Source organism: Arcobacter rhizosphaerae (assembly GCF_049472155.1).
In the GTDB taxonomy this organism is placed as follows: Bacteria; Campylobacterota; Campylobacteria; order Campylobacterales; family Arcobacteraceae; genus Arcobacter_B.
Map to the genome: position 1 here is coordinate 148,549 of NZ_JBMOVW010000005.1, position 25,977 is coordinate 174,525.

General features: G+C 25.8%; 26 protein-coding genes. 10 read left to right on the forward strand and 16 right to left on the reverse strand.

Annotated elements, in window-relative coordinates:
• Positions 1–26: 26 nt before the first annotated feature.
• From ACH5BH_RS09670 to ACH5BH_RS09685, 4 genes are read left to right on the forward strand one after another with little or no spacing between them, the layout of a single operon-like run.
• A complete protein-coding gene (locus ACH5BH_RS09670) occupies positions 27–269 on the forward strand; it encodes an HP0268 family nuclease (protein WP_404306764.1) in 243 nt (80 codons plus the stop codon).
• 19 nt (positions 270–288) lie between these two features.
• Positions 289–1,599, forward strand: coding sequence for a tRNA (N6-isopentenyl adenosine(37)-C2)-methylthiotransferase MiaB (miaB, locus tag ACH5BH_RS09675; RefSeq protein ID WP_404306762.1), 1,311 nt, complete (start codon positions 289–291; stop codon positions 1,597–1,599).
• A gap of 2 nt (positions 1,600–1,601) precedes the next feature.
• On the forward strand, positions 1,602–2,228 hold the full coding sequence (locus ACH5BH_RS09680; protein WP_423298206.1) for a lysophospholipid acyltransferase family protein: 627 nt from the start codon (positions 1,602–1,604) through the stop codon (positions 2,226–2,228).
• A gap of 16 nt (positions 2,229–2,244) precedes the next feature.
• Positions 2,245–3,810: a DUF8569 domain-containing protein gene (locus ACH5BH_RS09685; RefSeq protein ID WP_423298207.1), complete on the forward strand. Its 1,566-nt coding sequence runs from the start codon at positions 2,245–2,247 to the stop codon at positions 3,808–3,810.
• A gap of 27 nt (positions 3,811–3,837) precedes the next feature.
• Here ACH5BH_RS09685 and mqnE read toward each other — a convergent pair whose 3' ends face one another.
• Genes mqnE through ACH5BH_RS09710 form a run of 5 tightly spaced genes read right to left on the reverse strand, consistent with a single transcriptional unit; the run spans position 3,838 to position 7,223 of the window.
• Positions 3,838–4,902 (reverse strand): aminofutalosine synthase MqnE, encoded by a 1,065-nt coding sequence (gene mqnE / locus ACH5BH_RS09690; RefSeq protein WP_423298208.1) that lies wholly within the window; start codon positions 4,900–4,902, stop codon positions 3,838–3,840.
• A 7-nt stretch (positions 4,903–4,909) separates the two neighbouring features.
• Complete coding sequence (locus tag ACH5BH_RS09695) at positions 4,910–5,230, reverse strand: hypothetical protein (protein ID WP_423298209.1); 321 nt, start codon at positions 5,228–5,230, stop codon at positions 4,910–4,912.
• Between the two features lie 6 nt (positions 5,231–5,236).
• Entirely contained in the window at positions 5,237–5,893 is a 657-nt protein-coding gene (locus ACH5BH_RS09700; protein WP_404306752.1) for a carbonic anhydrase, read from the reverse strand.
• On the reverse strand, positions 5,890–6,132 hold the full coding sequence (locus tag ACH5BH_RS09705; protein WP_404306750.1) for a hypothetical protein: 243 nt from the start codon (positions 6,130–6,132) through the stop codon (positions 5,890–5,892). Before ACH5BH_RS09705 ends, ACH5BH_RS09700 begins: the two co-directional genes overlap by 4 nt.
• Positions 6,129–7,223, reverse strand: coding sequence for an aminotransferase class I/II-fold pyridoxal phosphate-dependent enzyme (locus tag ACH5BH_RS09710; RefSeq protein WP_423298210.1), 1,095 nt, complete (start codon positions 7,221–7,223; stop codon positions 6,129–6,131). Before ACH5BH_RS09710 ends, ACH5BH_RS09705 begins: the two co-directional genes overlap by 4 nt.
• A gap of 231 nt (positions 7,224–7,454) precedes the next feature.
• Here ACH5BH_RS09710 and ACH5BH_RS09715 point away from each other — a divergent pair, with 231 nt between their 5' ends.
• Together ACH5BH_RS09715 and ACH5BH_RS09720 are read left to right on the forward strand one after the other, a co-directional pair.
• Positions 7,455–8,267 carry an AraC family transcriptional regulator gene (locus ACH5BH_RS09715; protein WP_423298211.1) on the forward strand — a complete coding sequence of 271 codons (813 nt, stop codon included), beginning with the start codon at positions 7,455–7,457 and terminating at the stop codon, positions 8,265–8,267.
• On the forward strand, positions 8,257–9,438 hold the full coding sequence (locus ACH5BH_RS09720) for a YbfB/YjiJ family MFS transporter (protein WP_423298212.1): 1,182 nt from the start codon (positions 8,257–8,259) through the stop codon (positions 9,436–9,438). The genes ACH5BH_RS09715 and ACH5BH_RS09720 overlap by 11 nt, the downstream gene beginning before the upstream one ends.
• 20 nt (positions 9,439–9,458) lie before the next feature.
• Here the strand turns inward: ACH5BH_RS09720 and ACH5BH_RS09725 are convergent, their stop codons facing one another.
• The 7 genes from ACH5BH_RS09725 to ACH5BH_RS09755 all read right to left on the reverse strand — a co-directional run bounded on the left by ACH5BH_RS09725 (position 9,459) and on the right by ACH5BH_RS09755 (position 16,123).
• Complete coding sequence (locus ACH5BH_RS09725) at positions 9,459–11,054, reverse strand: cation:proton antiporter domain-containing protein (RefSeq protein WP_423298213.1); 1,596 nt, start codon at positions 11,052–11,054, stop codon at positions 9,459–9,461.
• A gap of 55 nt (positions 11,055–11,109) precedes the next feature.
• Positions 11,110–11,442, reverse strand: coding sequence for a YraN family protein (locus tag ACH5BH_RS09730; RefSeq protein WP_404306740.1), 333 nt, complete (start codon positions 11,440–11,442; stop codon positions 11,110–11,112).
• Positions 11,443–11,448: 6 nt separating this feature from the next.
• A complete protein-coding gene (thiS, locus tag ACH5BH_RS09735; RefSeq protein WP_404306737.1) occupies positions 11,449–11,649 on the reverse strand; it encodes a sulfur carrier protein ThiS in 201 nt (66 codons plus the stop codon).
• A gap of 2 nt (positions 11,650–11,651) precedes the next feature.
• Positions 11,652–12,317 (reverse strand): response regulator transcription factor, encoded by a 666-nt coding sequence (locus tag ACH5BH_RS09740; protein WP_423298214.1) that lies wholly within the window; start codon positions 12,315–12,317, stop codon positions 11,652–11,654.
• A complete protein-coding gene (locus ACH5BH_RS09745) occupies positions 12,314–14,221 on the reverse strand; it encodes an FIST N-terminal domain-containing protein (protein ID WP_423298215.1) in 1,908 nt (635 codons plus the stop codon). The genes ACH5BH_RS09740 and ACH5BH_RS09745 overlap by 4 nt, the downstream gene beginning before the upstream one ends.
• A 103-nt stretch (positions 14,222–14,324) precedes the next feature.
• Positions 14,325–15,332: an SAM-dependent methyltransferase gene (locus ACH5BH_RS09750; RefSeq protein ID WP_423298216.1), complete on the reverse strand. Its 1,008-nt coding sequence runs from the start codon at positions 15,330–15,332 to the stop codon at positions 14,325–14,327.
• A gap of 62 nt (positions 15,333–15,394) precedes the next feature.
• Positions 15,395–16,123: an OmpA family protein gene (locus tag ACH5BH_RS09755; protein ID WP_404306729.1), complete on the reverse strand. Its 729-nt coding sequence runs from the start codon at positions 16,121–16,123 to the stop codon at positions 15,395–15,397.
• A gap of 124 nt (positions 16,124–16,247) precedes the next feature.
• Between ACH5BH_RS09755 and pyk the strand changes: the two genes are divergently transcribed.
• Positions 16,248–17,690, forward strand: coding sequence for a pyruvate kinase (gene pyk / locus ACH5BH_RS09760; RefSeq protein ID WP_423298217.1), 1,443 nt, complete (start codon positions 16,248–16,250; stop codon positions 17,688–17,690).
• Positions 17,691–17,712: 22 nt separating this feature from the next.
• On the opposite strand, the gene ACH5BH_RS09765 is transcribed toward pyk, so the two are convergent.
• The 3 genes from ACH5BH_RS09765 to ACH5BH_RS09775 are packed head-to-tail and all read right to left on the reverse strand — an operon-like array spanning position 17,713 to position 22,042.
• Positions 17,713–19,671, reverse strand: a complete 1,959-nt coding sequence (locus ACH5BH_RS09765; protein ID WP_423298218.1) for a sensor histidine kinase — start codon at positions 19,669–19,671, stop codon at positions 17,713–17,715.
• Between the two features lie 18 nt (positions 19,672–19,689).
• On the reverse strand, positions 19,690–20,880 hold the full coding sequence (locus tag ACH5BH_RS09770; protein WP_423298219.1) for a TolC family protein: 1,191 nt from the start codon (positions 20,878–20,880) through the stop codon (positions 19,690–19,692).
• Entirely contained in the window at positions 20,858–22,042 is a 1,185-nt protein-coding gene (locus ACH5BH_RS09775) for an aspartate aminotransferase family protein (RefSeq protein ID WP_423298220.1), read from the reverse strand. Before ACH5BH_RS09775 ends, ACH5BH_RS09770 begins: the two co-directional genes overlap by 23 nt.
• A 140-nt stretch (positions 22,043–22,182) precedes the next feature.
• On the opposite strand from ACH5BH_RS09775, the gene ACH5BH_RS09780 reads away from it, so the two are divergent.
• The 3 genes from ACH5BH_RS09780 to ACH5BH_RS09790 all read left to right on the forward strand — a co-directional run bounded on the left by ACH5BH_RS09780 (position 22,183) and on the right by ACH5BH_RS09790 (position 25,130).
• Positions 22,183–23,061, forward strand: coding sequence for an aspartate carbamoyltransferase catalytic subunit (locus ACH5BH_RS09780; RefSeq protein WP_404306719.1), 879 nt, complete (start codon positions 22,183–22,185; stop codon positions 23,059–23,061).
• Between the two features lie 11 nt (positions 23,062–23,072).
• Positions 23,073–24,038 carry an aminodeoxychorismate synthase component I gene (locus ACH5BH_RS09785; protein ID WP_423298221.1) on the forward strand — a complete coding sequence of 322 codons (966 nt, stop codon included), beginning with the start codon at positions 23,073–23,075 and terminating at the stop codon, positions 24,036–24,038.
• A 66-nt stretch (positions 24,039–24,104) separates the two neighbouring features.
• Positions 24,105–25,130 (forward strand): Cj0069 family protein, encoded by a 1,026-nt coding sequence (locus tag ACH5BH_RS09790; RefSeq protein ID WP_404306715.1) that lies wholly within the window; start codon positions 24,105–24,107, stop codon positions 25,128–25,130.
• A gap of 9 nt (positions 25,131–25,139) precedes the next feature.
• Here ACH5BH_RS09790 and ACH5BH_RS09795 read toward each other — a convergent pair whose 3' ends face one another.
• Positions 25,140–25,916, reverse strand: a complete 777-nt coding sequence (locus ACH5BH_RS09795; RefSeq protein WP_423298222.1) for a hypothetical protein — start codon at positions 25,914–25,916, stop codon at positions 25,140–25,142.
• Positions 25,917–25,977 lie beyond the last annotated feature (61 nt).

Consider the following 25,977-nt stretch of genomic DNA (forward strand, 5'->3'; position numbering starts at 1 on the left):
CATTAAAAAAGAAAAGGGCTTAATAAATGGAATTATTATTTGCTAGAAATGAGTTAAATGAAAAACCCAAAAAAGTACAATTAGATAAGATAAAAGAAGAATTACAAAAAGAGGGTGAAAAAATTTTCTATTTTGATAGAGATAATTCTCACAAAGATATGATGGCATTAGTTGATGCTTTAGAAGATGAAGGCTTAAATGTATATTTCAGAGAAGTTAAATATGGTTTAGCTGACGATGAATATATGTATGAGGTTCATGCACTTTAATAGAAAGTAGTTTAGCAAAATGAGTTCAAACAAAAAATTATTTATTCAAACATTAGGTTGTCAGATGAATGACACTGATAGCCAACATATTGCAGCTGAATTAGAAAAGCATAAAGATTATACTCAAACTGAAAAAATTGAAGACGCTGATTTAATTATCATTAATACATGTTCTGTAAGAGAAAAGCCTGTACAAAAGCTTTTTTCTGAAATTGGACAGTTTAATGTTAAGAAAAAAGAAGGTGCAAAAATTGGAGTATGTGGTTGTACAGCATCACACCTTGGAAAAGACATCATTAAAAGAGCACCTTACGTTGATTTTGTAGTAGGTGCAAGAAATATCTCTAAAATTAAAGATGTTGTTGATGTTAAAGGTGCAGTTGAAATTTCAATTGATAATGATGAATCTATGTATGAATTTGCTGCTGCAAAAACAAACAAATATAGAGCAAGTGTTAATATCTCAGTAGGTTGTGATAAGAAATGTACTTACTGTATCGTGCCAAATACAAGAGGTGAAGAAATTTCTATTCCTCCTGAAATGATTGTAACACAGGTTCAAAATGCAGTTAATGAGGGTGCAGTTGAAGTAATGCTTTTAGGTCAGAATGTAAATTCTTATGGTAGAAGATTTTCAGATAAAAGACCTAAGTATTCTTTCACAAAACTTTTACAAGATGTTTCTAAGATTGAAGGCTTAAAAAGAATTAGATTTACTTCTCCTCATCCTTTACACATGGATGATGAATTTATTGAGGAATTCGCAAAAAATGAGAAGATTTCAAGATGTATTCACATGCCATTACAAAGTGGTTCAACTTCGATTTTAAGAGCAATGAAAAGAGGTTATACTAAAGAGTGGTTCTTAAATAGAGCAGCTAAAATGAGAGAGCTTGTTCCTAATCTTAGAATTACAACTGATATTATTGTTGCTTTCCCTGGAGAAACTGATGAAGATTATCAAGATACTTTAGATGTAGTAAGAAAAGTTGGATTTGATCAAATCTTTAACTTTAAATATTCACCTAGACCAGAAACACCAGCACTAGAGCTAAAAGATAAAGAAATTCCTGATGAAATAGGAAGTGCTAGATTAACACAGTTAATTGAATTGCATAAAAGACATCTTGAAGAATCTATGCCAAAACTTATTGGTTCAACTGTAAATATTTTAGTTGAGTCATTAAAGCCAAATGGCGAAATTTCTGGATATACAGATAATTATCTTCAAGTATTTGCAAAAGGTAGTGATGAATTACTTGGAAAATTTGTAGATGTAAAAGTTACAGATGTATCAAGAACAGCATTAAAAGGTGAAGTAGTACAATAATTATGAAAAAAAGAATTAAAAACTTTTTATCAACAAAACTTGCACCTTTTATTTTACAATTAATTGTTAGATTTATTTATCTTACAAATAAAAAAGTTTTTCATCATGCTAAAATAGAAGAAAATGAACCTATTTTAATCTCTTTTTGGCATGGTGAACTTCTAATGCAACCTTTTAATTATCAAAAGTTAAGACCAAAATCTTTTGCTAAAGCTATTATTAGTGAGCATAAAGATGGGGAAGCTATTACAAAAACTGTTGAATATTTAGGTATTGGTTCTATTAGAGGTTCATCTTCCAAAGGTGGGGCTAAAGTTTTAATTAGTACAATTAAAGAACTTAAAAATGGAAAAGATATAGCAATTACTCCTGATGGTCCAAGAGGACCTAGATTTTCCGTAGCGGATGGTATTGTAGCTATATCTAAGAAAAGTAAAGCAAGGATATGTGTTTTTAATTGTAAACCAAGTAAATATTGGCAATTAAACTCATGGGATAAATTTATTATTCCTAAACCTTTTGGTACAATAGAGTTTTTTATACAAGAACCTTTTGATATTAGTCACTTGGATATGGAAGAGGCAAAAGCGTTAATTCATGAGAAAATGATGATTAACGCAATTAATTAAATTTAGTAGGAAGCAAATGTTTAGTAAAGAGTCTTTATATATTAATGCTATTAAATATGATACTCAATTAAAACTAGATTATAAAAAACTAGATGATGAACAAATTATTGAGGCTAATAATTCTGTCTTCTTGGTTAAAGATGAAATTTTGTCTCATGAAATTGCTCATAAAATAAATGCATCTCAAAAGCAAACACCTATTACTTACATTTCTACTTTATTAATTAGTGATACAACAAAATTAATACCTAAAAATAATACAAAAAAACCTAATGATTGTGAAATAGCACATTTTAATAGTGATTATGATATTGCTGTTTTAAAAACAACTTTATTTGAAACACAACACTATTTTGAGAAAACAGGAATAGATTATATTTATTCAGCATTTCACATTTTAAATTTACATATAGAACAAAAAGTTTGTAAAAATCAGCTATTGATTTTTTTATTCAATAATAAAGCATTTATTTTAATACTTGATGAAAACTCTAAAATTGTATATAGCAAAACTGTTGAATTACCTACTTTTGAAAGTGTTAAAAAAACACACTTTTACGATGATGATGTAGTAGGACAAAAACTTTTTGATGAAATTTATTATTTAGAATTAAGTGAAATAATTCATAATAATCTAAATGAATTTTATGAAAAAGAATCCCAAACATTTATTGATAAAATTACAATTCTTTATACCTTAAAACAATTAAGTCAAGAACAAATAGATAATTTAAGCAATGAACTTTTATTAACTATAGATTATCAACCTATAAACATTGATGAAGAAATTTTTGAGTTATCAAAAGATAAACATCAAAAGCAAAGTTTTATTAGACCTAGAAAAAAAGAGAAGAAGAATAACTATTTCACTATATTTATAATTTTATTTTTTCTTATATCTTTCTATGGGGTATATTTACTTTTTGATGAAGTAAAAGATAGTAAAGAAACACAAGTAAAAGTAGAAAAAAACGTAAGAAGCCAAGTTAAATTACCTGATCATGTTAATAAGAATGATAAAATAACAAAAAGAATAGAAGCAATATTTGATTCTATTCCTTATGATGTAGTTTTAAATGAAATGGTAGTAGATGGTGATGCCTTACTTTTAAAAGCAAAGTTTTTAAAAGATGATACTTTTATAAAATCATTACAACCTGAATTAGGCTCTTTATATGAAACGATAGAAGTTCAATTGGAATCAAAAGATAAAAAATATTTTGTTGATGGAATTGTAATGGCAAAAGACTTATTAGATTTAGAGGACATAAAATACAAAACATATACTAATAAATATATAGTAGATGAGTTTTTCCCTATATCAAGAGTAACAGAGCAGTTAAAAATTTTGATGCCTGAAAATGCCATTGTCAAATTCCAATCTAGTCAAAACAATAAAATTACTAAGTTTAATTATTTAGTTAATATAGAAGTTTTTTCTCCTAAAGAGTTTTTTGCTTTAATTGATTTAATAAATAATGAATTATATTCTATTAGTATATCATATCCAATAAGCATGATAAAAAATAAAGATGGCAAGATAGAAATAGAGTTTAATGTACAGTTTAGTCAGCCACAATAATATTTAAATAATTATGAGAATTAAAGGTTAATTCCAAACCTTTAATTCATTATAAATAGAATCTCTTTCAACTGGAATAAAACCAGTATTTTGAATAAGTTCAACAAACTCTTTTAACGCAACTCCTCCTGCACTAGAAGCACCTGCTGCACTTTGAATTGATTCTTTCTCAATTGTTCCATCTACGTCATTTGCACCAAATTCTTGAGCAATTAATGCAAGTTTTACTGTTGATGTTGCCCAATATGCTTTGATATTTGAAATATTATCAAGCATAATTCTAGCAATGGCATAAGTTTTTAAAATCTCTTGACCTGTTAAAGGTTCTTTCACTTTTAAATAGTTATTTTCAGTTTGATATACAAGAGGAATAAAAGCATTAAAACCACCTGTTTCATCTTGTAAATCTCTTAATCTAATTATATGATCAATTCTATGTGCTCTTGATTCTACATGTCCAAATAGCATAGTTGCATTACTTTGCATTCCTGCTTTATGCCAAAGTCTATGAATTTGTAACCATTCATCAGATTTTACTTTTCCACCACAGATTTTTTTTCGTACTTTTTCATCAAAAATTTCTGCTCCACCACCAGGCATAGAATCAACACCATGGGCTTTCATCATTTCAATTAAGTTTTCATAAGATACATTATACTCTTTACTTAAAAAGTGTATTTCTGCTGCTGTTAAAGCTTTTACATGAATTGAGGGATAGTTTTCTTTAATTTTTTTAAAAACATCCATATACCATTGTAAACCAGTATTTGGATTATGTGCTGATACAATATGAACTTCTTTTATGTCATTTTTTGAAGAGTTTTTAACAATATCTAAAATCTCTTCATGTGTCATAGTCCATTGATTAGGATTCTTTCTACTAGCACTATAAGCACAGAATTGACAAACATCTTTACAAACATTCGTTGGGTTTATATGTCTATTAATATTAAAGTATGTTTTCTTACCATGCTTTTCTTCTCTAATTTTATTTGCATAATGAGCTAAGGTAAATAAATCTAAATCGAAAAGTTCCACACCATCTTCATAACTTAATCTTTGCCCATTTTCTAATTTTTCAATAATACTCATAATTTTCCTATTTACAGTCTAAATCTTCACTATATTTTTTATCTTTTCCAATATGAATAAAACCAATACAAGTTTTATTTGAATTACCATCAAGAAATCTTACTTTATATACAGTACTTTTATATCTTGTTTTAGTATCTTCTACTCTTAGTTTATTGATAACTTCCATACTACTTACATTTTTATGTCCTAAAGTAGTAAGTATTTCTACCATTTTTTTCTCTTTTAAATCTTTTAGAACTAAAAATACTATTAAAGCAGCTACTATAACTATAGTTATCATAACAATAGTTTTTTTAGGTAATTTTCTTACTTGGGGTTCATTCATATTTTCTTAATCCTCTATTTTCATTTCTTTTAGTGGTTTAAACTTTTTTTCTTCATTATCTAAATAATCTATTTGTCCATTTTGTACATCATAATGCCATCCATGAATTTGTAGTTCACCAGATTCTAATTTTCTTTTTACATCAGGATATGTTAAAAGATTTTTCAGTTGTTGTTTTACTGAATTTCTTTCTGTAACTCTATACATCTCTTCTTCTGTGTTAAATCTTTTATCCGCTAAGGTTTTTTCTTTTGCAGCCATACCAAGTTTTAACCATGTTTTTACATGAACTAAAGAGTCTGTATCTGGAATTTGATCATATTCATATAAGCTTCTACACGCACCACAATGTGTATGTCCACATACAATAATATGTTTTACTCCAAGAACAGCAACAGCATATTCAATAGCTGCAGCACTTCCGTGAAAGTCTTCATCATGTTTAAATGGAGGAATAAAATTACCCACATTTCTTAAAATAAACATATCACCTGGTTTTGTATTTAGCATTAAATCAGGAGTTAATCTACTATCTGAACATCCTACAAATAATACCTCAGGTTTTTGTCCATTTACAACTAATTCATTTAATTCATCTTGCCATTTAGGAACTTTGTTTTCTTGGAACTTTTTATGTCCTTTTATTAATTGTTTTAAAATCATTTTATTTTACTCTTATTTATTATTATTTTTTTGTCATTTACAGTTAAAGCTGTAATTTTTTTAATATTGTCTTTTTCTTCATCATCTTCTAATTTATATTCAATAATATAATCTATTTGATGGCAAGACACTAAAACTGTATACCTAGATAATTGAACCTTTTCACAATTTTTCATCTTTTCAAACTCTGCTGAAAAAGAAAATGTAAAAATCATAAAAAGAAAAAGTACTATTTTCATGATAGTTCCTTTATTAAATCACATACATTTCTTAAATCTTTTTCTTCTATATCAATTTTAGCTATTAGTCTAATAATTGCTATTTTTACGGTTGGTTGTCTAATAGCTCCAACTATAAAACCTTTTTCTTGAACTTGCTTTTGTATTTGTTTAACTTTTTTATTATCAGCAATTTCAATAGGAATTATCAGACTTTTTGAATTAATATTTAAAATCTCTTTTACTATATTTAAATTTTTATTTATGTTTTCTTTTAGTGTTTTTTTATTGTTTACTATAAAATGTAAAGACTCTAAACCCATGGCTATATCAAACAAAGAAGGCGCAGTTGAATAAATAATAGGTTTTGCTCTGTTTTGTAAAAATTCGATTATTTCTTTTGAAGCTAAAATATAAGCTCCATAAGAGCCATAAGCTTTACCTAGTGTTCCCATTTTAATATGAGATTTATCAGGGGCTATTTTATAGTAGTCAAATATTCCTAGTAAGTTTTCACCTAAAACACCAGAACTATGTGCTTCATCTACAATTAGTAAAGCATTATAATTCTTTGAGATATGAAAAATTTCTTCTTTTGCTACATCTCCACCCATTGAATAAACACCTTCAATAGCTACAATTTTTCTTCCCTTTCTTTGGCAAGATTTTAATTTTTCTTCTAAATCTTTTTCATCATTGTGTTTAAATACAATAACTTGTTCATCTTTTAGAAGTTTTGTAGCTAAGATACCACTTGCGTGATAATCTTCATCTATAAATAAAGTGTCATTTTTTCTACATAGAGCTTCAATCATTGAGACATTAGCTAAGAATCCAGAACCTACACAAACAGCAGCTTCAAATTTATTAACTTCACAAAGCTTTTCTTCAAACTCTTTATGAATTGAATTATAACCATTTACAAGCATTGAGGCTTTGGGTGAGTAGTATTTTTGTTTTAATACTCTTTCATAAGCATTTTGAAAAATATTTATATTAGAAGCTAGACCTAAATAGTCATTTGAAGCTAAATCAATCAAACCTTCATCAAATATATCTCTAGTTCTAAATCGATTTGATTTTTTAATTGAAAGTAGTTCTTTTGAATACAAAAAATTCTCCATAAGTGTTTGTTTATATTAACTAATAAATCATAAAAATTAGTTGAATAACTTTACAATAACAATGATGCTAGTTTAATGCTATTTTGTATAGTTATACTTATCTTACTAATTTTATATACGTCCTAAAAAAGATGAATGTACCGCTCATTACATTCATCTTTCTTATATTTAGCAATATTTTCCAAGATTTTTAACAAATAATTTTGTATTATCTTTAATATGAATAATAAAATATTAAAAATAAAAGATTTAGATTATTTAGAATTAAAATATAGTAAACAATTTCATGAGTGTTCACAGAAGCATTATCATAATTTAATTTGCTTTTTAGCTTTAAAAAAAGGTAGTGCAAAAATTGTAATTGAAGATAAAGAAGTTATATTAAATAAAGAGTGTTTGGTAGTTATTAATCCAAATGAAGTACATTTTTCAATATCTAATGAAAAAAGTGAAGACTATTTTGTAATTTATATTGATAGAACATGGTATAAAGATTTACAAAATTTAATTTATAAAAATAACGATATTTTTCTTTTACCAAATAAAATTGATGATAAAAAATTGTTAAAAGAGTTTTTTAGTTTGTTTTCTGTTTTAAATAAAGAAAATGAGAGTATAAAAAAAGAACTTCTTTTATTAGAGTTTTTAAAAGAATTGTTTGTAAATTATACTAAAAAAGATGAATTTATAAAGTTAGATAAGACAACTCAAATAGCAAAAGATTTTAAAGAGTATATTGAAAAGAATATAGCTTCAAAATTAACTCTTTCAAAAATAGCTAAAGAGTTAGGATATAGTCCTTATCATATTATTAGAGTTTGTAATCATGATTTTGGTTTATCTGCAAATGCTTATATTGTAAATAAAAGAGTACATAGAGCAAAAAAACTTATATCACAGGGAGTTGAAATAAGTAAAGTTGCCCTTGAAGTTGGTTTTTATGATCAAAGTCATTTAACAAATGTATTTAAAAAGGTATTTGCCATAACTCCTAAAGCATATCAAAAGGAAATAAGAAATAATGAAAATTAATTTACTTGATAAAAATAGTAATTTCAATATATTACTTGCAGGGATTATAGGATTGTTTATAGGTGTTGGAGTAGCAAGATTTTCATATACTTCATTACTTCCTTCAATGCTTGAAGATGAAGCTTTATCTTTAACTTTTTCAGGAATTTTAGCTTCGGTTAATTATGTAGGTTATTTAAGTGGTGCAATATTTGCCATATTTATAAAAGATATAGATACTAAAGTTAAATATTTTCGTTTAGGTATTGTTTTATGTATTTTAACAACACTTATTTTAGGAATAAGTTCAAATGAAATTTTATGGTTTATCTCAAGAATAATTGCTGGGTTTGCAGCTGCTATGGCTCTGATTGTTGGTGCTGCTATTGTTATGGTAAAACTAGATTTTGAAGATAAAACAAAAGCCATGGGAATATATTTTTCAGGTATTGGTATAGCTTTAGCTAGTTCGGATATTATAAGTAGATATGTTCTTTCTTATTCTACTTGGGAAAACTCATGGGTTGTTTTAGCTCTAATTGCTACTCTTGTTTGTTTTTATCCTTTGTATATTTTATCATTTGATAAAAAAGTTGCTAGTAATAATGAAAAACATCCCTTTAATAAAGCTATTTTTTCACCTTTTGTAGTTGTTTTAATTGCTGCTTATTTTACAGAAGGTGTTGGTTTTGTTGTTCAAGGAACTTTTTTGCCAACTATTTTAAAATCAATTGAAGGTTTAGAAAATATTGCTGCTTTATCTTGGCTTTTAGTTGGACTTGCTGGAATTCCATCTTCTATAATTTGGATGAGACTGGCATATAAATATGGAAGTGTAAATATAATTATTTTGGCTATGAGTTTACAAGTTATTGGTATTTTAATTCCCACACTTACAACTAATATGTATTTAAATCTTTTATGTGGTGTCTTATATGGAGGTACATTTGTAGGGTTAGTTGCTTTATTTATGAATTTAGGTGGTCAGTTAGCTAAGAAAAACCCTGTTATGTTAATGGGTGCTTTAACAACTGCTTATGGAATAGGGCAGGTTGCTGCTCCTTTATATGCCGTAAGTCTTACAAAACTTACAGGAAATTATGATTATACATTATATTTAACAGCTGCAATAGTATCTTTTGGAGTTTTGTTATTGCTTTTTTCTAAAAGAGCAATTGCTTCTAGTAATTAATCTATAAGAGATTTTTTCTCTTATAGACTTTTTTTCACAAGTAGTGAAGCTATTTTATTATGAGCGTGTACAAAATTTACAATGTTTAAATCCTCAAACTCTTTTTTCTCATGAAAATTATTGATTTTTAAAACAATATTTATATCTGGTCTATATTTTAAAATAGAATCACAAATTAGTCTTTTTTTATTTACATTATCTAAGGTAATTATAATACTTGAAGCTTCATCAGCTTTAAGAGATTCTAGTACCTGAACCTTTTCTAAGTGACCAAAATAAGCTTTATGTCCACTTTTTCTTGCATTTAAAACATGTCTTAGGTTATCTGAAATAATTACAAAAGGTATATTATTTGCTTTTAATTTACTAGCTACTCTTTTCCCAAGATTTGAATAACCACAAACTATTGTATGGTTTTTTTCATTAATAGGTGTAATTTTATCAGACTCAAAATATTCTTGTGCAAAAACAGAAGCTATTTTATAAATATTATTCACTATAAAAGGTGTGATTATCATAGATAATACTGTAACTAAAATCAAAAATTTACTTAAATTTTCATCTAAAAGATTATTAGCAGAAGCTAAGGCAAAAACAGCAAAAGAGAACTCACCTATTTGACATAAAGCAAGTGCTGCTTTTACTGAGTCATTTTTATTTGATTTTCTTTTTATTAAAAAATAAATAACTATTGCTTTTAAAAGTAATATTCCTAAAAAAATTAAAATTATATATATAATATTTTCAAAAAGATATATTAAATCAATTTTTGTACCAACAGTAAAAAAGAATGTCCCTAATAATAAATCTTTATATGAAGCAATATCTGATTCAACTTTTATATGGTATTTTGTTTCAGCAATAATCATTCCAGCAATAAAAGCTCCAAGTGAATAAGTAAATCCTAACTCATGTGCTAAGATAGAAGCACCAAAAACAATAGATAAAACAGAACCTATAAAAAGTTCTTCAAGTCTTGCTTTAGTTGAAAATTGTAATAGCCAATTAACTATCTTTTTACCTATTGTAAACATAAAAGTAATAATAACAATAGCTGCAAATGTTGTTTTTATAATTATTTCGTTAATAGCTAAGGTATCATTTGATAAAAAGCTAATTAGCAATAAAATAGGAATAACTGCTAAATCTTGAAAGATTAAAATGGCTGTTGTTTTTTCCCCATAAGGTGTATAAATATCTTTTGATTGTTTAAGATAAGTTAATACAATAGCTGTTGATGATAATGAAAATGCCAAAGAAATTATAACAGCAGAAATAGTTTCAATATTAAATAGAAATTTTGATATTATAAATATTAATAATGCGCTTCCTGCAACTTGAAAAAAGCCATTTACAAAAAGAAGTTCTTTTATTTGTTTAAGCCTATTTATAGACATTTCAAGTCCAATAGTAAACATTAAAAATACAATACCAAATTCAGCTATTAAATTTAAAGCATCTAAATTATGATTTTTAGTTAAATTAAAAATAGAGCTTATTATAATACCTGTAGCAATATATCCAATGATATGTGAAATTTCAAATTTTTTTAAAATAATATTTAATATTGATGATATAGCTAATGATAAAAATAGTATAAATAGTATAGATTCCATGGTTATATTTTATCCAAAAGTATATTTTTTAACAAGAAATAATTGCTTATTTTTTTTACAATGTAATATTTTCTAAATGTTCAAGTTCATCTTCACATACTATTATTGCATCAATACAAAAAATTGGATTAATTTTTTTTGTTTGAATATAATAATCTATACTTCTTTTTAATTTTGATAATTTATTTTTGTGAATATTATTTATAGCAGTTTCATAATCAGGGGCAGATTTTACTTCACAGAAATGATAGACATTATTTTTTTTACAAATAATATCTATCTCTCCTAGTTTCTTAGCATAGAAATTTTGCTCTATTATTTTATAACCCTTATCTTCAAGAAAGCTAAGAGCTTTTTTTTCTGCAAAATCTCCTTTTTGCTTACTCATAAAAAATCATCCACCACCAACAAACTGTAATAGTTCAATTTTATCATCTTCTTTTGGAGTAAATGTATCCCAGTTGTCTTTTTTTACAATTTCCATATTCACAGCAGCAGCCATAACTTTATCTTCAATTTTTAATGATGTGATTATATCTTGTAGTGTTGAATTAGTAGCAAAATTTTTTGTTTCACCATTCACAATTAAATTCATATTTAAACCTTCTCTTTTTTGTATTCAATCATATATCCAAGACCTCTAACATTTGTAATAAAATCTTCTTTTAAAGATTTTTTTACTCTATTAACTTCTGCTCTAATAGTGGCATTATCAATTTCGTCATTCCAAACAAATTCTCTAAACATGTCATAATTTACAACAGAGTTTTTAAATTTTGTTAAAAGTTGAATAATTTGTATTTGTCTCTTTGTTAAACTTTGAACTTCGTTATTATACAAAAGAGTTAAGGTATTTGGGTTAAATGTATAAGAATTTGATAATTTTTTGTCTTTTTGTGGTAACATTTTTGCTTGAGCTATCTTATCAATTCTTAGTGATAACTCTTTTAAATGAAAAGGTTTTTTTAAATAATCATAACAACCAAGTTCAAAAGCTCTTGAAATATCTTCAATATCTATAAGTGCAGATATATAAATAGTAGGAGTTACCTTATTCCTTTCATGCAAAAATTCTAAAACTTCAAAGCCATTTATATCTGGAACATTTATATCTAAAATAAGTAAATCAAAGCTTTCTTCTTCAAGAATTCTAAGGCAATTATTTCCATCTCTTGCTGTTCTAACCTCATATTTTCTACTTTGTAAAAATTCAGTTATTGCTCTGTTTAGCATTACATCATCTTCTAATAGTAAGATTCTCATATTATTTCTCTTTCCTTAAAAAGATATCTAAATGAAGTAAAGTATTCATTAGAATCTATTTTAATATCAATATTTTCTTCGTCACATATTCTTTTGACTAAACTTAGTCCTAATCCAAAACCTTTTTTAGTTGATGTCTCTCTATAATATTCTTTAAATATTTTTTCTGGATATTGAATGTATTGAGAACAACTTGAGATAACTAGGGCATAGTTTTCTTTTTCCTTTTTTAATGAGATATAAATATTTGAATTTTCTTCTGTATATTTAATAGCATTTGTCAAATTATTATCAATAATTCTTTGAAGTTTCGTTTCATTAAATTCAAAATTTAAAGAGTTTTTTTCACTAAAAAATTTAATCTCTGAGCCAATTTGTTTTGCAGATTGGTAGAAAAAATCAATTCTAGAACGAATAAAATCCACTAAATCTATTTTTTTTCTAGGATATAAAACTTGATCTTTTTTTACTAAATAACTTAAATCATCATAAATATTAAAAATATTTTTTAAGGCAACTTCAATTGTTGATAGGTAATTATTTTTACCATATTGCATTTCAAAAAGCTCAATATTACTCATAATTACAGATAAGGGTGTATTTGTTTCATGTACAGCATGTCTTAAAAATATTTTTTGAGATGTTAAAAGCATCTGTGAGTTTATTTTTTCAAGTTCTAATTTTCTTGATTGCTCATCGTGATCTTTTGATGAAGCTTCTATTAAATGAGTTAAAGTTTTAATATTTCTTGTATAAAAATCATCTTGTTTATTTGTATCTTTTAGAGTATTAATCGAAAAATTATTTCGATGAGGGTTTTCACTTAATGAAATAACTGTAAAAGTTTGATTTAAAAGTTTTGCCTTTTCATCTTCATAAAAGAATTCACCATTTGCAAAAAAACCACAAGTATTAGTTATATTTGCGTAAGCTTTGCTTTCTTGAGAGATTAAATGAGGCATATATCTTCTTCTTGCTAAACATGAATATATAAAAAAGCTTTCAGTATTTGTAAAATTTTTTAGATCTTTAATAATTGGTTTTTTTAAAATTACCTCAGCATTCCCAAATCCAAATTTAACTTTGTCTTTATTTTTTATATTTCCAGTGTATTGAAAGCTTCCATCTTTATTTATTTTCATTAAAGCTCTTGCTTTAAATTTTTTATTATCTTTTATTAAAAGAGGAAAAGTAGTTGCACTCTCAGGAAGAGTTTTATGTATATTTGAACCTAAATATTTTCTATAAAAGTCACTTACGTTTAAATTATTTATCTCATATACTTTATTATTAGTTGATTTTGTAACTTCATGCTCAATTCCAATTGAAGACCAATTAAATCTAAAATCATTTTTTACTTCTAAGATATCTGAATTTAAAGATACTCCAACTGCTGAGCTTTTGTATATTTTATCTTCACAAGATACATAAGTGTTTTTATACTTTCCATTATCTGCTGCCATAGCTCCACAAATTATAATATCTTTACTTACACTATTTATACCATTTAAAAAATCTTCAGCATTTATATTTAAAGAGTTTGTAAAAAGTATTAAAAGTTTTGTATTATCAACTATTAGTTTTTTTGCTAATTCTACGCCTTTATTATAAGAGTTCTTATTTGTACTAATAGCAGCTTTAATAAAAGTATTTTCAAAAACAGAAATAGAAACAATAGTTGATTTTGTAAATACTTCTTTTTCATAGATTTCTCCATCAGAAGAACTTCCTATACAAATTGCATTTGGTAATTGTTTTTTTATATAATTAAGAGTTTTTTGAAAGTGTTCTTTATTGTTTCCACAAAAAACTTGTATTAAAACATTTTTATAGTCTTGAAAAAATTTAAAATCAATTTCTTCTTTAGAACATTTATTATCTATTTTGAAGTTATAGGTTCTCATACGAAATTATAACAAATTAAGATTTACAAGATTTAAAATATAATAAAAAAAAACTCAATGAATAAAATTTGTAACTAATTGACATAATAAAGTATAATATAATCTACTTTATTATGTTTAAAACTTTAAATCTATCACCCATTCCTGTTGGTTCAAGTAAAACTTTAACTTTTTGAGTTTCTCTTAAATAGGTATTTTCATCAACATTTACTTTTAATATTTCTAATAAATCTAAAATACCAAATTCTACAAGGAATTTTAATTGAGTATTAAAACTAGCCTTCTTTATATTTTGCTCTTCAAATAAATCTTGCAGGTAATTAAAATGAACATCATAAGTAATATCACTTTTTTTAAAAAGTTGCTTTAAATTTATTTCTTCTTCAAAAATAGGGTAAACATTATGTTTTTCATAAACTCTTGTAGAAAAATCATTTCTTGGATATTTATCTCCGTAGTCAAAAGTTATAAATTCAAAAGATTGTATATTTTTACATAATATTTCAACAAAGTTTTTATAATCTAAACAAACCTCACCTTTTTCAATATTATATTTTTCACAGTGTTCAAGTAGTTTTAAATCTGAACAGTCTTCAAATTTTATTTTGTGATTATCTACTATGGCATTTTGTAAAATACCATCTTTATTTGTATATACTAAATCACAAGCAAAGGCATCAAAAATTTCATTTGCTACTATAAAAGCAGTTTCAAGTTTTACTTCACTTATATCATTATAGTGTTTTAGTTTTATTATATCTCCAAAAGATTCTTGAATATATTTTTTTTGTTGAGTTTGTAAATTTTCAAACCTTTCAACTATCGCAAAGTTTAAAGTATTTAATAATTCAGGCTTTAAGGTATAAATAAATTGAATTATATCAGCAAATAAATATCCATGATGTGCACCAATTTCAACTAAAGTAGTATTCTTGGGAATAATATTTTTTTCAATAGAATCAATTAGTTTTTTTGCTATTGTTCCACCAAAAAAAGAACTTGTAGAAACAGATGTGAAAAAGTCACCTTCTTTTCCTATTTGTTTATAGTTTGAATAATATCCATTTTCCCCATATAGCCAGTCATTAAAGTAGTCATTAAATCTAATCATAAAAGTATTGTATCTAAAAGTTTATTTGAAGATGAAATGATAAATAGAAGTAAAACTTCTATTTATTTACAAGTATCAATTACAGCACTTGCATTAGAATATAAAAATACCTCAACTCTTCTATTTAAAGCCATATTTGTAGAGTTTGTGTTAGGTGCTACAGGTTTTGAAAAAGAACAACCTTTTGAGAAGATTTGGTTTTTAACTCCTGAGTTATAGATAGTATTACCTACATTTGTAGCTCTTTTTTCAGATAATGTTTTATTATATTGATATGTTCCTCTACTATCTGTATGTCCTACAACTTGAACTATTGTATTTGGATATTTTTGTAAAACACTATTTACTTTCGCTATTTTATTTTTAGCACTTTGTGTTGGTATTGAAGAGTTTGTAGCAAACATCATATCATCTCTAAACATGATTTTTACGTAGTTATCTGTATGGGATACTATTAAGTCTTGGCTTGGATCAAGTACTGCATTTGGATTATTATTTACAGTTGTATTTAAACTATCTGCAACTTCTTTTGCTTGTTGATCCATTCTATATCCAATATATCCACCAATAGCAGCCCCTGCAAGAGCACCAACAGTTTTATTTCTACTTTTGCTTCCTCCTCCAATATTGTTACCAAGTGCAATACCAGCTAAGGCACCAATTGTTGTACCTATTATTGCTCTTTGATTGTTGTCTATCGTTTGATTTCCTGTTGAACCTGATGTACATCCACTAAGTAATGCTATAGCTGCAAGAGATGATACAAAAGTTTTTAAATTAAAATATTTCATTTTGAAACCTTTATTTTTGATATTAATATTTTAACATATCAAGTGTGAAATAATTGTGTTATAAAACGTAATTAATATGTAATTAAATTTTGATATAATATTCTTACGAAAAAAAGGAGAAACTGTGGAAAAAAGAACGAGAATTTTGGCAACATTAGGGCCATCAAGCCATAGTATTGAAGTAATTGAAGGTTTAATAAAAGCAGGTGCTAATATGTTTAGATTAAACTTTTCTCATGGAAGTCATGAATACCATAAAGAAACTATTGATAATATTAGAGCAGCAATGAAAAACCTAGATAGAACAGTAGGTATTTTACAAGATATTTCAGGTCCAAAAGTTAGAATCGGAGATTTAAAAGAACCTTTTGAATTACATAGAGGAGATATCATAACTTTTTTAAAAGAAGAGATAGTTGGATATAAAGAAGCTGATAAAAAATATATAGTATCAATAAACTATCCAGATATTTTAGCCAAGGTTAAAGTAGATGAGTATATTTACTTATATGATGGAACTATTAGAGCAAAAGTAATTAGTACAGGTGATGAGGTAAAAGCAAAAATTGAAAATCACGGTATTTTATCTTCAAGAAAAGGGGTTAATTTCCCAAATACTGTAATAGATATTGATGTTATTACTCAAAAAGATGAAAAAGATATTGCTTGGGGTGTTGAGAATCAAGTTGATTATTTTGCTATTTCTTTTGTTCAAAATGCAAAAGATATGAAAAAAGCTAGAAAACTTCTAAAAGGTTATAAAGGTAAATTAATAGCAAAAATTGAAAAATTTGATGCTGTTGAAAATATAGATGAAATTATTGAAGCATCTGATGGATTGATGGTAGCAAGAGGTGATTTAGGAATTGAAGTACCTTATTATGATGTTCCAACTATTCAAAAAATGTTAATCAAAAAAGCAAATAGCGTAGGAATGCCTGTAATTACTGCAACGCAAATGCTTTTATCTATGACTCATAATGAAAGAGCAACAAGAGCAGAAATTTCAGATGTAGCAAATGCAGTATTAGATGGAACAGATGTTGTTATGCTTAGTGAAGAAAGTGCTGTAGGAGAAGATCCTATAAATGTTGTTGATACAATGAGTAATATTATCGCAAGAACAGAAGATATTTATAATTTTGACAAACAATCTAAATTTGATTATTTAGATCATTTTGATGTAATTCAAGCAACTGTTACTAGACTTGCTGATGATTTAGGTGCAAAAGGAATTTTAGCCTTAACAAGTTCTGGTAAATCAGCTATTAAGATGTCAAGATACAGACCTAGAACACCAATTTATGCATTTACACATAAAAGAAAGGTTTTATCATCATTAACAGCAATTTGGGGTGTAAGACCTGTAGATACAATAAAAGAAGGGCAGGCTTCTAAAATGTTCCAAAAAATGTTAAAGGCTTTAGATTCAAAAGGTTTACTTGATAAAAGTGAAACTTATGTAGCAACTGTTGGTTATCCAGTTGGAATGCCAGGAAGTACAAATACTATTAAAATTTTAACTCCATCAGAAATTGAATATTATTTAAATTTTAAAAGTAAGTAAGGTAAAAAGAGTTTATCTCTTTTTACTTATTATCTATTATTATTCTCATTAATGTACCTTTATAGGTCTTATCTTTATATTTAAAATTAATATTTTTAACATCTATTTGTCCTTGTATATGATTTACTATTATAGTTCTTGTCATATATAAGCCTATACCTGTACCTTGTGCTTGAAATTTTGTCGTAAAGTAAGGTTCAAAAATTTTATCAATAATATCTTTTTTTATTCCCCCACCATTATCTAATATTTCAATATAAACCTTTTCATTCTTTATATATGATTTTATTTTTATAATTTTTATATCTAAGTTTTTTTCTACTAAAGCATCTTTTGAATTATTTAGTATATTTAATATAGCTTGGGTTAATTCATTTTCTAAGGCACAAATTTTAATATTTTCTTTTATATCTACTTCAATAATAATCTCTTTATTTTTAAAACTTGCAGACATTAAGTTTATTACTTTTTTTATAATATCTTTTACAAAAAAGCTTTTTTTTACTTTGTCTTTTTTAAAAAAACTTCTAAAGTCTTCTATTGTTTGAGATAAATGCTTAGTATTTGAAACTATGGAGTCTAAATTTTTATAAAGTTTTTCTTTATTTAAAGTGTTTAATTCATCTTCAAATTTTGTTCCAGATGCGATAGTACAAATTGTTGATAAAGGCTGTCTCCATTGATGTGCAATGTTTCCTATCATTTCCCCCATAGAAGCTAGTTTTGATTGTTGATTTAAAATATCATCAGCTCTTCTTATTTCTAATACTTGTTTTTTTACTTTAGATTCTAAAGATTCATTTAGTTTCTTTAACTTTAAATTATTTTTAAGAAGTTCTTTTTCATAAATATTAAATTGTGTATCAATTTTTCTTGAAATAAAAATAAGTATAAGAATAAGGAATAAACTAATAATTGTAGATATAATTATAATCTTATTTTTTGTAACTCTAACTTCTTTTTCTAATTCACTTTTTTTTCTTTCTAACTCTTCTTGAATGGTAAGTGTATATTGACCTGTTCCAAGAATTAAATCAAAATTTGGTACTTTTTTTACAAAAGAAATTTTTTCAGATAAGTTTTTAGAAATATTATGGCTAGTTGGTGTGTAGTTTAAAAATGAACCATTTTTATTAATAGCTTTTTTTAGTACAATATCTACAACTTTTTTTTCTATTTGTGAAAGTTCTTCATATTTTTTCCCTACAAAAGCTTTATTTATATGTGAAAGTGTTGTTCCTTTTGAATTTATGGCAAAAATATATTCATTTTTTTTAAATCTAATGCTATCAATAATACTAAGTATTTGTTTTTTGATTTTTTTATTAATATCTTCTTTATATCTTGCTGTACCTATATATACCCCTAAAGGTTTAAATAGTTTTATATACCCAAGTTTTTCTCCAACTTTATTTGTTTGCGGTTTATGCCAATGCCAAGTAATAAAACCAGATTCTTTTGTTAGGGCAATATTTCTAAACTCTTGTATAAAATATTTACCCTCTACATCTTGAAGTTTAGTAAGAATTTTACCTTCATGTGAAGGTGTTTGAGGTTGCATAATTACTTTATCTTTTAAATCAATTAAAAAATAATAACCACTTAAATTAGCATAAAATCTTTGTTCTCTTAAATTTTTTTTTATTTTTTCTAGGATGAATTCTTTGGGTTTATCTTGATATTGTTTGTATATTTGACTCATTGTTTCATAAGCTATATTTACAATGTTTTTAATATCTTTTTTTTCTTCAATTTTATTTAGTTCAACTTGTGTTTGAATTAAAGTAATAGTTCTATTAATTCGGTTTTTAATTCGGTTTTTAATTTCTTTTATATGCTTTTTTTTAGTATCTTCAATCTCTTCAACTAGTTTTTTATTTTCATAAGAAATAAATTCATAAGTTAAAATAGAAGAAGTTAAAATTACAGCTACAATGGGAAGTATTATAATCCAATAAGTAATATAGTTTAGTTTTTTCATAAACTTCCCTTCTTTTGTTTAGAAAATTTTAGCGTACATATCCAAAAGAATAATTTGTTTATCTATTTTATAAATTTTTTCATCTAAAAATTTAATATCTCTGGAGTTTTTAAGTGTATCATAATCACTTTGTGTTTTAATCTGAGCTTCTTTTTCTTCTTTAATAATCTTTAAAATAGAATTATAAAGATCTAAATCTTCTTTAGTAATTTTTAATCTTTCGTTTAACATATTAAGTTTATCTATTTTTGTTTTAAAAAAACTTTTTTCATCATCAATCTTATTTTTTAGATTTAATTTAGATTTTAAATATTCAATTCTTTTACTTTCTATATCATTGAAAGCTCTTGAGTCAAGTGGCATACTAATTGATAAACCATAAGTTTGTTCATTTGTTTGACCTACTTTTGGCTTTCCATCTGTATAATGTGTTTTAGAATAGTTATAAAAGACATTTACACTTGGTAAATATCTAGCCATAGTCATATATGAATAGTTTTTATTTTTTTCAATAGAGGCTTTTGCTTTATCAAGTTCTATATTCTTTTCTAAGAACTCTTTTTTTGAAATTAGTTCAAAGTTAGGAAGTTTAAATTGTTTATAATCTCCTGCGGCAATATTATTAAAACTATTTATAAGCTCTTGTTTTTGATATTTTAAATCAACTAAAGTGTGTTTTGAACTATTTAAAGTAAGTAGGGCATTATCTAAAAATGAACTATCTAAAAAGCCATTTAAAACCTGTTCTTTTTTTCTAGTTACATCTATTTTTGCATTTGCTAAAGTTAATTTTGTTTTTTGAATATTCAAATCTAGCTTCTTTATTTGGAAAAGTAAATTTAAAGCATCTTTTATTAAAAGCTTTCTTTGTTGTTGTATTTGAAGATTAGAATATTTATATGTTGAGTTAGCATATTTAATTGCTTGATAAATCCCACCACTTTGAAAAATAGGCTGATTGATAGATATTAAAGATGTTTCACCTTTATAATCATCACCTAAATTTTTTTTGTACTGCAAAGTTATGGGATTTATCCAATCTTTTTTTAATTTTGCACTATCTTCTTTTGCTTGTTTTTCATCTAATGTAAAAGTCTTTTTTCTACTGTCTGATAAAATCTCTTCATCAAAACTACTATTTGCTAATAAATTTACACCAATTAAACTACATAAAAGTAGTTTAATTTTATTTGATTTTAGAAAGTGCATTTTCAAGCCTTTTAAATCCTTCATTAATTTCTTCTTTTGAAATAGTTAAAACAGGTAACATTCTTAAAGTATTTTTACCAGCTCTTAAAACTAATAAACCTTCATTAAATGCTTCTTTTATAATAGAAGCTAGAGTATTGGCATCTTTTACTCTAAGTCCTCTCATAAGTCCTAATCCAACACTATGTGTGAAGATATCTTTATTTGCTTCATAAATTTCATTTAATTTATCTTGAAAATAAATGATTGTTTCATCTAATTTACCTGAATCTTTGTAGTTATCTAAAATTTCTAATACTTTCAATGAAGCAGCACAACTTAAATAGTTACCTCCAAAAGTAGAACCATGATCCCCATAAGTAAATAAATCTTTATGTTTTGTTACAACTGCCCCAATTGGAACACCTCCACCTAAACCTTTTGCCATTGTAATAATATCAGGCTCAATTTCATAAAGATTTGTTGCTAAGAATTCTCCTGTTCTATAAGCTCCTGTTTGAACTTCATCAATAATAAGTAAAATTCCTTGCTCTTTTAAAAACTTTGCTAATTCTTGTATCTCTTTTTTATCAAAAGGTTGAACTCCACCTTCCCCTTGAACAAGTTCTATCATAACAGCTACTGTTTCATTATCAATAGAGTTATAAATATCTTCAATCTTATTATTATATAAAAAACCATCTGGATATGGAGAAAAGCTTGGTGTGTGCATAGAGCTTTGACCTGTAGCTTTTACTGTTGTTATTGTTCTTCCATGAAAAGAGTGTTCTAATGTGATAACTTTATATCTTTTGTTATCAAAATTTGTTTCACCATATTTTCTTGCTAATTTAATAGCTCCTTCATTTGCTTCAGCTCCACTGTTTGCAAAAAAAGTTGCTACATCCATCCCTGATAATTTAGCAATTTTTTCACCTAATTTTGCTTGTGGTTCAATAGCAAAAAGGTTTGAAATATGAGTAATATTACTTACTTGTTCATAAATAGCATTTGCTACTTCTTTGTTTCCATGACCTACTGAAACAACACCTATACCTGATGTGAAATCTATATAGTCTTTATCATTTTCATCAAATAAAGTTGCATTTATACCTTTTTTAAAGTTTACATAGTTTCTTGCATAAGTTTGAAGTACATAATCTTTATCTAATTGTTCTATCATTTTTTTTCCTAAATACTTTATAAATTAGAAAAGATTATATCAAAATAATTTAAACGATATGTTAACAATTGCTTTTGAAAAGACTATTTTTTCTTTAAACTCAATTTGGGTAAAATAAAAACTAAAATTAAAGGGAAAAAATGCAGCATTTAATCAGGACTTCTGATTTTTCTAAAGAAGAGATTTTAAGTTTATTTAACGACGCAAGAGAGTTTTTAAAGTTTGAATATAATGAAACTTTAAAAGGAAAACTTATAGTTACTTTGTTTTTTGAGAATTCAACTAGAACTAGGAGTTCTTTTGAAATAGCGGCTAAAAGACTTGGTGCTGAGGTTGTATCTTTAGATGTTGGAACTTCTTCAACTTCAAAAGGTGAAACAATCTTTGATACAGTTGCTAATATTAATGCGATGAAACCAGATGCTTTAATCATAAGACATTCTGAGTGTGGACTTCCTGATAAACTAATTGATTTTGTAGATTGTCCTATTTTAAATGCAGGAGATGGAAAACACGCTCATCCTACACAAGCACTATTAGATATGTTTACAATACATGAACACTTTGAAGGTCAAACTGATGGTAAAAAAATTGCTATCGTTGGTGATGTAAGAACTTCAAGAGTTGCAGGTTCAAATAAAAGATTATTACCAAAATTTGGTATTGATGTTTGTTTTGTATCTCCTGAATGTTTTAGATATGAAGGTAATGATTTTGAAACATATACAAGTTTAGATGATGTAATTGATGATGTAGATATTATTATGAGTTTAAGAACTCAGTTAGAAAGACACAACCAAGTATATTTTGAGTCTTTAAATGAATATGCAAAAGATTTCTGTATTACAAGTGAAGTAATGGGAAATAGAGATATTTTATTATTACATCCAGGTCCTGTAAATAGAAATGTAGATATTTCAGATGAAATGCTAAAAGACCCTAGAAATAAAGTATTAGAACAAGTTACAAATGGTGTTGCTATTAGAATGGCTGCACTTAAAAAACTAGTTTTACAATAAAAAAGTAGAAATTGAATAAAAAACTAATTGAAGAAGAAATAAATAAATATGGCTCATTAAATGAGCCATTTTTTTTTACAATATCTTATGACTTTACAAAATTCTACATAAATAAGATTTCTACCTTACCTAATAGAATAAAGTTTGAAATTAATTCAAAAAGTAAGAATAAAAATAAACATCAAACAAAAGTAGAAAAATATCCAATATCTTTTAAAGAGTATAAAGAAAAATTTGATTTTTTACAAAATCAAATAAGAGAAGGAAATACATATCTTTTAAATCTTACTGCTAAAACAAAAATAAAAACTAATTTTTCTCTTGATGAAATATATGAGAAAGTAGATGCAAAATTTAAGTTAAGATATAAAAATAAAGATGATAACTTTGTTTGTTTTTCTCCTGAAAGATTTGTAAAAATAAAAAAAAATAAAATCTATACCTATCCGATGAAAGGAACTATTGATTCAAGTATATCTAATGCAAAAGCCAAAATCTTAGGTGATGTAAAAGAAATGGCTGAACATACTATGGTAGTTGACTTATTAAGAAATGACTTAGGAGTTGTGGCTTCAAAAGTTAGAGTAGATGAGTTTAGATATATTGATAAGATAAATGCTGGGAATAAAAAACTTTTACAAGTTAGTTCTAAGATATCTGCAAATTTAGAAGAAAATTGGCAAAAAAAACTAGGAACAATAATAACCTCGATGCTTCCTGCTGGATCAATAACAGGAACTCCAAAGAAAAAGACAATTGAACTTTTAAAAGAAATAGAAGGTTATGAAAGAGATTTCTATACAGGTATTTTTGGAGTGTATGATGGTGAAAACTTTGATAGTTCTGTAATGATAAGATTTATACAAGAAGATAAAAATAATAATCAATACTATAAAAGTGGTGGTGGAATAACTTGTGATTCTAATGCCAATTTAGAGTATGAAGAGCTACTTGACAAAATATATTTACCTTTTTAAATTGTAACTTTAATGTAATCAAATAATTTTATAATCTTATTTATATTTTAAATAGGATAGTAATAAATGAAAAAAGCAGATACAGTTTTTATTATTGAGTATCAAAAGGGTAGTGATAAAGGTTTTGATGGTTTTAGACCGGATACTAAACCAATTTTAAGAGCAATAGAAGAAGTTACTTCTTTTAAAACTGAAATTGTATTTTTTAAGCCAAATAAAAAATATCAATTATTAGAGTATTTAAAACAAAATGCTTTTGCTGTAATTTCAAGGATTAATCCTGGTAATTTAAAACAAGTTGATGAATATTTCCAATTTTTAAAAGCTTTAGGGGATAGTGGTGTTGAAATTCATACTCACCCTGATGTTATGATTAATTTAGATTTTAAAGATATCTTAGCAAAATTAAAAGGTAGTGTTTTAGGCGATGATGAATCATATTTTTACCATAACTTTCCTGACTTCGCATCAAAATTTCCAGCTGATTTAAAAAAACATGGAATAAGAGTTTTAAAAACAAATTATGGTTCAACAGGTGAAGGTGTTTATCTTGTACGACAACAAGAAGATGGTTCGATTATTTCCACAGAAGCTGTAAATAATGAAAAATTCTTTTTTGATGATATTCATGAGTTTATCTCAAAATTTGAGAAGAACTTTGAAGATGATAGTGAGTATGCTGAATATTTCCAAGGAAAAGTAGGGTTTGTTGGTTGTAGATATTTAGAAAGAATTAAGGAAGGTGAAATAAGAGTTTTATTAGTAAATGATAAACCAATTTCTGTAGTACATAAGAAACCTCAAGAAGGTCAATTCTCTGCAACACTTTTTTCTGGGGCTAAATATAAATACGAATCGCCAGATGAACCTAAATGGAAAGATGTAATTGATTTAACTAAAGAAGGTTTAGAAGTTTTAAAACCATATCTAAGAGGTCAAAACTATCCATTATTATGGACTATGGATTATATTTTAGATTATAATAAAGATGGGTCTGATAAATATGTATTATCAGAGATTAATTGCTCTTGTGTTGGAATTACTAGTGAACTTCAATACTCAAAAGATGTAGCACAAGTGTTTGTAAAGTAAAAGAAGTCTTTAAGCTTCTTTACTCCAAAGCTTTAAAAAGCTTATAATATCATCTTTTACATAGATATTAGAAATGATATCATGTTTAGTTTGAGGCAGTATTATAACCTTTGCATTTTTATATTTTCTTAGAGCTTTTGTACAGTGCCCTTCCACATCATAATTTTTTGTAGGATTTGCACTATTTGAAAAATATTCATCATGTGTTCCAATAATATTTAAAATAGGTTCATTTTTATTTGCACCTATTTCAAAATTTTTTGAATAGTATGAGTTTTCACAAGAGTATGCAGTTATAATTCTACCTTTAAACTCTCTTCCTTTAAATGAAGCTACGGCTAAACCACCTTCTGAATTACCCATTAAGAATATATTTTTTATATCTATAAAGCTTATATTTTGAAGTTTTTGTAAGTTGTGGTGTATTTCTGCTTGTCTAAACTTATGAACTTTTTCGTAATTTTTAAGTTTTGTAGGTGTTTCATACGTTGGTCTATTTTTTACTTTAAACGAATTAGGACAAAAGAAAATAAAATTTGCTTTTTCAACAATCCATTTTCTATAAATAACACCCTTATTTAATCCAGCAGATCCATGTAAAAATAAAACTGTAGGAATTTTATTTTTTGCTTTAAAGTTTGGATATAGTTTTTTAAAATTTTGAAGTGTACCAAAATAGTGTTCTTTTAAGCCACCAAAACCTTTTGGAATTCCTATAAAAGCATATTTATATGTATTATCAAAATCTTTAAAACTATTAATAATCTTCTGATATTTCTTTTGCATGAGAAGCCTTAAAATAAAGTTTAGCTATTATATCTTTTAAATTTAAATTGATTATAAAAGA